This window comes from Pseudomonas entomophila, from assembly GCF_029193575.1.
In the GTDB taxonomy this organism is placed as follows: Bacteria; Pseudomonadota; Gammaproteobacteria; order Pseudomonadales; family Pseudomonadaceae; genus Aquipseudomonas; species Aquipseudomonas entomophila_G.
In genome coordinates, this window is the sequence record NZ_JARGCS010000016.1 from 119,767 (window position 1) to 127,689 (window position 7,923).

Annotated in this window: 9 protein-coding genes; all 9 read left to right on the top strand. The window is 61.7% G+C overall.

Features of this window, described 5'->3' with window-relative positions:
* The first annotated feature begins 14 nt into the window (after nt 1–14).
* On the top strand, nt 15–794 hold the full coding sequence (locus tag P0Y43_RS08975; RefSeq protein ID WP_275636944.1) for a tetratricopeptide repeat protein: 780 nt from the start codon (nt 15–17) through the stop codon (nt 792–794).
* Nucleotides 791–1,123, top strand: a complete 333-nt coding sequence (locus P0Y43_RS08980) for a YqcC family protein (RefSeq protein WP_275636945.1) — start codon at nt 791–793, stop codon at nt 1,121–1,123. The genes P0Y43_RS08975 and P0Y43_RS08980 overlap by 4 nt, the downstream gene beginning before the upstream one ends.
* Before the next feature lie 46 nt (nt 1,124–1,169).
* Nucleotides 1,170–1,337, top strand: coding sequence for a hypothetical protein (locus P0Y43_RS08985; protein WP_275636946.1), 168 nt, complete (start codon nt 1,170–1,172; stop codon nt 1,335–1,337).
* A 193-nt stretch (nt 1,338–1,530) separates the two neighbouring features.
* The gene (locus P0Y43_RS08990) at nt 1,531–3,255 is read left to right on the top strand and encodes an acetolactate synthase 3 large subunit (RefSeq protein ID WP_275636947.1); all 1,725 of its coding nucleotides are present in this window, start codon (nt 1,531–1,533) and stop codon (nt 3,253–3,255) included.
* A 1-nt stretch (nt 3,256) separates the two neighbouring features.
* On the top strand, nt 3,257–3,748 hold the full coding sequence (ilvN, locus tag P0Y43_RS08995; protein WP_003250040.1) for an acetolactate synthase small subunit: 492 nt from the start codon (nt 3,257–3,259) through the stop codon (nt 3,746–3,748).
* A 56-nt stretch (nt 3,749–3,804) separates the two neighbouring features.
* Nucleotides 3,805–4,821, top strand: coding sequence for a ketol-acid reductoisomerase (gene ilvC / locus P0Y43_RS09000; RefSeq protein ID WP_275636948.1), 1,017 nt, complete (start codon nt 3,805–3,807; stop codon nt 4,819–4,821).
* A gap of 152 nt (nt 4,822–4,973) precedes the next feature.
* A complete protein-coding gene (gene pssA, locus P0Y43_RS09005; RefSeq protein ID WP_275636949.1) occupies nt 4,974–5,825 on the top strand; it encodes a CDP-diacylglycerol--serine O-phosphatidyltransferase in 852 nt (283 codons plus the stop codon).
* A gap of 75 nt (nt 5,826–5,900) precedes the next feature.
* Nucleotides 5,901–6,914: a protein-methionine-sulfoxide reductase catalytic subunit MsrP gene (gene msrP, locus P0Y43_RS09010; RefSeq protein WP_275636950.1), complete on the top strand. Its 1,014-nt coding sequence runs from the start codon at nt 5,901–5,903 to the stop codon at nt 6,912–6,914.
* Nucleotides 6,914–7,519, top strand: coding sequence for a protein-methionine-sulfoxide reductase heme-binding subunit MsrQ (msrQ, locus tag P0Y43_RS09015; RefSeq protein ID WP_275636951.1), 606 nt, complete (start codon nt 6,914–6,916; stop codon nt 7,517–7,519). Before msrP ends, msrQ begins: the two co-directional genes overlap by 1 nt.
* Nucleotides 7,520–7,923 lie beyond the last annotated feature (404 nt).

The window sequence follows — 7,923 nt, forward strand, 5'->3', positions numbered from 1 at the left end:
GAAGAGGGTATGAAGTGAACAAGTGGTGGTTTCCTGCCTTGACGGCGCTGGCCGTGCTGCACGGCTGCGCCAGTGTCCCGCGTGGCGCCATTCCGGTGGTGGATTCGAGCACCCGGGTATCGAATAGCGAGCGCGTCTCGGCCAACCGTGGCGCGGGGCCGGTGGTCAGTAGCGGCACGTCCCAGGCCCAGTCGCTGCCGGAGGACTCCGGCGTGACCGTGATGATTCCACAGGGCGCCGGTGCATCGCCGATCCAGACCTTCCCGGCGCAGACCGGCGCGGCGCCCCTGAGCACCGGGCCGATCACCCCGGGCCCGGTCAGCAGTGGCCCGATCACCACCAACCCCAACCCGGCCGGTGACGAGCCGTTCGACATCGCGTCGATGAGCAGTGCGCCGGCCACCAGCACGGCACCGACCGGAATTCCGCGTGGCAACGCGGGCAGCGGTGGCCTGTCTGCCGACGAGCAACTTGATGGCCCGGTGCTGGCGCTGCTCACCACCGCCCAGCAGCAGCAGGGCAGTGGCGACTACAACGGCGCCGCCTCCAGCCTGGAGCGTGCCCAGCGCATCGCCCCGCGCGAGCCGCAGGTGCTGTACCGCCTGGCCCAGGTGCGCCTGGGCCAGGGTGACGCCGCCCAGTCCGAGCAACTGGCGCGGCGTGCCCTGACCTACGCCAATGGCCGCCCTGACCTGCAGGCCGGGCTGTGGAACATCATCGCCCAGGCCCGCGAGAAGCAGGGCGACAGCGCCGGTGCCGCGCTGGCGCGACAGAAGGCGCGGACGGCTTCGTGATGGAGCAGCGCATACTCGACATCGCCGATCAGCTACTGCTGATCGAGCGCGAGCTCAGGCTCCAGGGGTGGTGGGACGCTGAGGCTCCCAGCGCCGAGGCGCTGGCCAGCGTGGTGCCCTTTGCGGTCGACAGCCTGCGTTTCGAACAGTGGTTGCAGTGGATTTTCCTACCGCGCATGACAGTCATTCTCGAACAGGGGCGCCCGTTGCCGGACGCTTCTGGCATCCTGGTGATGGCCGAGACGGTGTTCGTCGACCGTCCGGAGCAAAGCCGCGAGCTGCGACGCCTGCTGGCAGCATTCGACCAATTGATCAGTCCATCCGCCTGATTTCTTCTCTTTTTCCTTCAAGGGCCGCAGATTGTGGCCCTTTTTTATGGAAATGTTTGTTTTCCTGCTGCTGCTTACCTTTTTAGTGGTGGCAGGAATTCATCCTGAGGAAAAATTGGCAATAATTTTTCTTGACTTGCGGGCGGCGAATCAGAAGAATCCAGTTTCCGCTGTAGAGGGACTGCCAGAAGCAGACCCGCTAAGCAGATCATGAGGCGCACACCCGCGCCGACTTGTAACACCCCGCAACGCGTTACCTCGCGCTGGGTGGGAAAACCCCGCAACACTCTGGGGTGCTCCCAATACTTGCTCAGTCAGTGCTGACGTTCGCTCATGCTCTGCTTGGCAGTAAACCTATTAAGACCCGCCCGTGTGGGCGGTATTCTGGCGTTTTAGAGGTGAACAACGTGGAGCTTTTATCTGGCGCTGAGATGGTCGTCCGCTTCTTGCGTGACGAAGGCGTTAAGCACATCTACGGGTACCCTGGCGGTGCTCTCCTGCATGTTTACGATGCCCTGTTCAAGGAACCGGAAGTCCAGCACATCCTGGTCCGCCACGAACAGGCTGCCACCCATATGGCCGACGGTTACGCCCGCGCCACCGGCAAGGCCGGCGTGGTGCTGGTGACTTCCGGCCCGGGCGCGACCAATGCCATCACCGGCATTGCCACCGCCTACATGGACTCCATTCCGATGGTCATCCTGTCGGGCCAGGTGCCGAGCACCATGGTCGGCACCGATGCGTTCCAGGAAACCGACATGATCGGTATCTCCCGGCCGATCGTGAAGCACAGCTTCATGGTCAAGCATGCCTCGGAAATTCCCGAAGTTCTGAAAAAAGCCTTCTACCTGGCGCAATCCGGCCGTCCTGGCCCGGTCGTGGTCGACATTCCAAAAGATATGACCAACCCGGCCGAGAAGTTCGAGTACGTCTATCCGAAGAAGGTCAAGCTGCGCTCCTACAGCCCGGCGGTCCGTGGCCACTCCGGCCAGATCCGCAAGGCGGCGGAGATGCTCCTGGCGGCCAAGCGCCCGATCGTCTACTCCGGCGGCGGCGTGATCCTCGGCGGTGGCTCCGAAGCCCTCACCGAAATCGCCAAGTCGTTGAACCTGCCGGTCACCAACACCCTGATGGGCTTGGGCGGCTTCCCCGGCACCGATCGCCAGTTCCTCGGCATGCTCGGCATGCACGGCAGCTACACCGCCAACATGGCGATGCACCATGCCGACGTGATCTTCGCCGTCGGCGCGCGCTTCGATGACCGTGTGGTCAACGGCCCGGCCAAGTTCTGCCCGAACGCCAAGATCATTCACATCGACATCGACCCGGCGTCGATCTCCAAGATGATCAAGGCCGACGTGCCGATCGTCGGCCCGGTCGAGAGCGTGCTCAGCGAGATGCTCACCATCCTCAAGGAAATCGGCGAGCAGCCCGAGAAGGCCGCGCTGGATGCCTGGTGGAAGCAGATCGACGAGTGGCGTGGCGACCGTGGCCTGTTCCCCTACGACAAGGGCGACGGCAATGTGATCAAGCCGCAGCAGGTCATCGAGACCCTGTGCGAAGTCACCAACGGCGATGCCTTCGTCACCTCCGACGTGGGCCAGCACCAGATGTTCGCGGCGCAGTACTACCGCTTCAACAAACCCAACCGCTGGATCAACTCCGGTGGCCTGGGCACCATGGGCTTCGGGTTCCCGGCGGCCATGGGCATCAAGCTCAACTTCCCCGAGCAGGACGTGGCCTGCGTCACCGGCGAAGGCAGCATCCAGATGAACATCCAGGAGCTGTCCACCTGCATGCAGTACGGCCTGCCGGTGAAGATCGTCAACCTGAACAACGGGGTGCTGGGCATGGTCCGCCAGTGGCAGGACATGTCGTACAACGGCCGTCACTCGCATTCCTATGTCGAGTCGCTGCCTGACTTCATCAAGCTGGCCGAGGCCTATGGCCATGTGGGTATCCGCATCACCAGCCTGAAGGACCTCAAGCCGAAGCTGGAAGAAGCCTTCGCGATGAAGGACCGCCTGGTGTTCATCGACATCGCGGTCGACCGGACCGAGCACGTCTACCCGATGCAGATCAAGGACGGCTCGATGCGTGACATGTGGCTGAGCAAGACGGAGCGTACCTGATATGCGGCATATCATTTCCCTGCTGCTGGAAAACGAACCAGGTGCCTTGTCCCGCGTGGTCGGCCTGTTCTCCCAGCGCAACTACAACATCGAAAGCCTGACCGTGGCACCGACCGAGGACCCGACCCTGTCGCGCCTCACCCTCACCACCGTGGGTCATGACGAAGTGATCGAGCAGATCACCAAGAACCTGAACAAACTGGTGGAAGTGGTCAAGCTGGTCGACCTCTCGGAAAGCGCCCACATCGAGCGCGAACTGATGCTGGTCAAGGTCAAGGCCACCGGTGCCCAGCGCGCCGAGATCAAGCGCACCACGGATATCTTCCGCGGGCAGATCGTCGATGTCACCGCCAGCGTGTATACCGTGCAACTGAGCGGTACCAGCGACAAGCTGGACAGCTTCATCCAGGCGATCGGCACGGCGTCGATTCTCGAAACCGTGCGCAGTGGTGTCACCGGCATTGCCCGTGGCGACAAAGTGCTCAGCATCTAACTTCAAGCAATTAGCGATGGCTCCACAGGGGCCGAGATATAACCAGGGGTATTTCCATGAAAGTTTTCTACGACAAAGACTGCGACCTCTCCATCATCCAGGGCAAGAAAGTCGCCATCATCGGTTATGGCTCCCAGGGTCACGCCCAGGCGTGCAACCTGAAGGACTCCGGTGTGGACGTCACCGTCGGTCTGCGTAAAGGTTCGGCCACCGTCGCCAAGGCAGAAGCCCACGGCCTGAAAGTCGCTGACGTCGCCACTGCCGTCGCCGCCGCCGACCTGGTCATGATCCTGACCCCGGACGAGTTCCAGGGCGCCCTGTACAAGAACGAAATCGAGCCGAACATCAAGAAGGGCGCCACCCTGGCCTTCTCCCACGGCTTCTCGATCCACTACAACCAAGTCGTTCCGCGTGGCGACCTCGACGTGATCATGATCGCGCCGAAGGCCCCGGGCCACACCGTGCGCTCCGAGTTCGTCAAGGGCGGCGGTATCCCTGACCTGATCGCCGTCTACCAGGACGCCTCGGGCAATGCCAAGAACGTCGCGCTGTCCTACGCCGCAGGCGTCGGTGGCGGCCGTACCGGCATCATCGAAACCACCTTCAAGGACGAGACCGAAACCGACCTGTTCGGTGAGCAGGCCGTTCTGTGCGGCGGTACCGTCGAGCTGGTCAAAGCTGGTTTCGAAACCCTGGTCGAAGCGGGCTACGCCCCTGAAATGGCCTACTTCGAGTGCCTGCACGAACTGAAGCTGATCGTCGACCTCATGTACGAAGGCGGCATCGCCAACATGAACTACTCGATCTCCAACAACGCCGAGTACGGTGAGTACGTCACCGGCCCGGAAGTCATCAACGCCGAATCCCGCCAGGCCATGCGCAACGCCCTGAAGCGCATCCAGGACGGCGAATACGCCAAGATGTTTATCTCCGAGGGCGCCACCGGCTACCCATCGATGACCGCCAAGCGTCGCAACAACGCCGCCCACGGCATCGAGATCATCGGCGAGCAACTGCGTTCGATGATGCCTTGGATCTCGGCGAACAAGATCGTCGACAAGACCAAGAACTAAGGTTCTTCGTCGTTCGATTAAAAACGCGGCTTCGGCCGCGTTTTTTCGTTTATGCGGTCAGCTTCTGGTATAAAGCGACCAGTGGCTTGCCGTCAGAACCTGTTTCGCAGGCCCATGTCGAACTTATTCCACCCCGTTGCAAGGTACTTTTCATGAGCGAACGTCCCGAAGAGCCGAACAAGCCCTCCGACGCCGAAAGCCTGCTACCTGTCGATGAGCACGTTGAAGAAGGCCACGACGCCGAAGGGCGCAAGGTCCGGCACCGTGGCATCTACCTGCTGCCCAACCTGTTCACCACCGCCAACCTGTTCGCCGGTTTCTACTCGATCATCAGCTCGATCAGCGCACAGAGCGCCCTGAGCGCCGGCGACCCACGCGAGGCGAGCAAGTACTTCGCCTTTGCCGCAATCGCTATTTTCGTCGCCATGGTCCTCGACAGCCTCGATGGCCGCGTGGCGCGCATGACCAACACCCAGAGCGCCTTCGGTGCCGAGTACGACTCGCTGTCGGACATGGTCGCCTTTGGCGTGGCGCCAGCGCTGCTGGCCTTCGGCTGGGCCTTGGGTGACATGGGCAAGGTCGGCTGGATGGTCGCTTTCATCTACGTGGCGGGCGCCGCATTGCGCCTGGCGCGCTTCAACACCCAGGTCGGCACCGCCGACAAGCGCTACTTCATCGGCCTGGCCAGCCCGGCTGCCGCCGGTGTGGTGGCGGGTACGGTGTGGGCGTTCAGCGACTACGGCATCCAGGGGTCGAAACTGTCGTTCCTGGTGGCCTTGCTGGTAGCCGCCGCCGGCATGCTGATGGTCAGCAACGTCAAGTACAACAGCTTCAAGGAGCTGGACCTCAAGGGACGCGTGCCGTTCGTGGCGATCCTCGCGGTGGTGCTGGTGTTTGCCGTGGTGTTCAGCGACCCGCCACGTATCCTGCTGCTGATTTTCCTTGGCTATGCGATTTCCGGCCCGGTGCAGTACCTGCTGCGCACCCGTCGTCGAAAAGCCTGAAAATCACTTAATGATGGAATAACCCTCCGGCTCCATAGTCTTACTGGCACACACGTCCAGTTCTATGGAGCCATCATGCTCATCAAGCTGCCCAGGTCGTCCGATTGCAAGGCGTCGGAGATCACCCCCGAAAGTCTCTATCTCTCTCGTCGCAACGTGCTGGGTGGCTCGCTCGCGGGCTTGGCCCTGGGCGCGCTACCGCGCCTGGGCAGCGCTGCCGATGCCTCCCGCTACGCCGATGTCGAGGCCGACAAGGCGCCGGGTTGGTTCAACGACAAGCTCGGCGCCACGCGCTGGCAAGCGGTGACGGTCAAGGATGAGCCGATCACGCCCTACAAGGACGCCACTCACTACAACAACTTCTATGAGTTCGGGCCCGACAAGGGTGACCCGGCGGCCAATGCCGGCAGCCTCAAGACCGAACCGTGGAGCGTGGTGATCGATGGCGAGGTGGGCAAGCCGGGTCGCTATGCCCTGGAAGACTTCGTCAAGCCGCACCAGTTGGAGGAGCGTATCTACCGGCTGCGTTGCGTCGAGGCGTGGTCGATGGTCATTCCGTGGCTGGGCTTTCCGTTAGGGGAGATGCTCAAGCAGGTCGAGCCGACCTCCAAGGCGCGCTACGTGGCGTTCGAAACTCTGCAGGACCCCAAGAGCATGCCGGGGCAGCGTTCGGGCTTCGCCTTGATCGACTGGCCTTATGTCGAAGGCTTGCGCCTGGATGAGGCGATGAACCCGCTGGCGATCCTCGCGGTGGGTATGTATGGCCGTGAGTTGCCGAACCAGAATGGCGCGCCGTTGCGCTTGGTGGTGCCGTGGAAGTATGGGTTCAAGAGCATCAAGTCGATCGTGCGCATCAGCCTGGTGGCGGAGCAGCCGAAGACCACTTGGCAGGGCTTGGCGCCGAACGAGTACGGCTTCTATGCCAACGTCAACCCGACGGTGGACCACCCGCGCTGGAGCCAGGCGCGTGAGCGCCGCCTGCCGAGTGGCCTGTTCAGCCCCAATGTGCGTGAAACGTTGCTGTTCAATGGCTACGCCGAAGAAGTGGCGTCGTTGTATGCCGGCCTCGATCTACGGAAAAACTATTGATGCGTTACCCCTGGTTCCGCCTGGCGATCTTCGTCGTCGGGTGCCTGTTTCCGGCCTGGTGGCTGTATGAGGCGGCCATGAGCCTGCTTGGGCCTGATCCAGGGAAGATCCTGGTCGACCGGTTGGGGCTGGGGGCGTTGGTGTTTCTGTTGGTCACCCTGTCGATGACACCCTTGCAGCGCTTGAGCGGTTGGTCCGGCTGGATCGTCGCGCGCCGACAGCTGGGGTTGTGGTGCTTTGCCTATATCGTCCTGCACATGACGGCCTATATGGTGTTCATCCTGGGTTTGGATTGGGGGCAGTTGGGGGTTGAGCTGCGCAAACGGCCTTACATCATTGTGGGTGGCGTGGCGTTTCTCGGGTTGTTGGCCTTGGCGCTCACGTCCAACCGTTATAGCCAGCGACGGCTTGGGGCGCGGTGGAAGAAGTTGCACCGGTTGGTGTATGTGATTCTTGGGTTGGGGCTGTTGCACTTCCTGTGGATCGTGCGTTCGGATTTGCGTGAGTGGGCTATCTATGCGGCAGTCGGCGCTGTGTTGTTGATCGTGCGCGTTCCGCCGGTATGGCGGCGGGTGCCGAGATTGATTGGTGGGCGGGCGGGGTAGGGCGGTTTGAGAATGGGGAAGCGGGGAGGCCGACAGGCCTCCCCGCTTCGTTTCTACGGCGCGGGCTTGCCCCACGATGGGGCCGGTCGAGACGGCGCCTTCCTTTCTTTTTCAACATTTTTGAAATAAAGGGTTGACGGAGTTTCCGAGGCCCTTATAATGCGCCCCACTTCCGACGTAGTCGAAGCGCAAAATTCCTTGGTAATCAAAGAGTTGAGCGATTCAGGTAGTCTCGGAAGTGCTCGATCGACAGATCGGCAGCGGTGAAAAAGGCAGTTGACAGCAGGTTGTAACGCTGTATGATTCGCCTCCCGCTACGAGCGATCGCAGCGAGTCAAGTGTTTGAAGTGAAACGAGTTTCTCGCAAAAAACTTCAAAATAAACGCTTGACAGACTTTGAGGAA

Bases quoted from the DNA above. Each gene is read 5' to 3' on its own strand.
- msrP (WP_275636950.1), top strand. From the start codon at position 5,901: ATGCTCATCAAGCTGCCCAGGTCGTCCGATTGCAAGGCGTCGGAGATC.
- P0Y43_RS08985 (WP_275636946.1), top strand. From the start codon at position 1,170: ATGGAAATGTTTGTTTTCCTGCTGCTGCTTACCTTTTTAGTGGTGGCA.
- ilvC (WP_275636948.1), top strand. From the start codon at position 3,805: ATGAAAGTTTTCTACGACAAAGACTGCGACCTCTCCATCATCCAGGGC.
- ilvN (WP_003250040.1), top strand. From the start codon at position 3,257: ATGCGGCATATCATTTCCCTGCTGCTGGAAAACGAACCAGGTGCCTTG.
- pssA (WP_275636949.1), top strand. From the start codon at position 4,974: ATGAGCGAACGTCCCGAAGAGCCGAACAAGCCCTCCGACGCCGAAAGC.
- msrQ (WP_275636951.1), top strand. From the start codon at position 6,914: ATGCGTTACCCCTGGTTCCGCCTGGCGATCTTCGTCGTCGGGTGCCTG.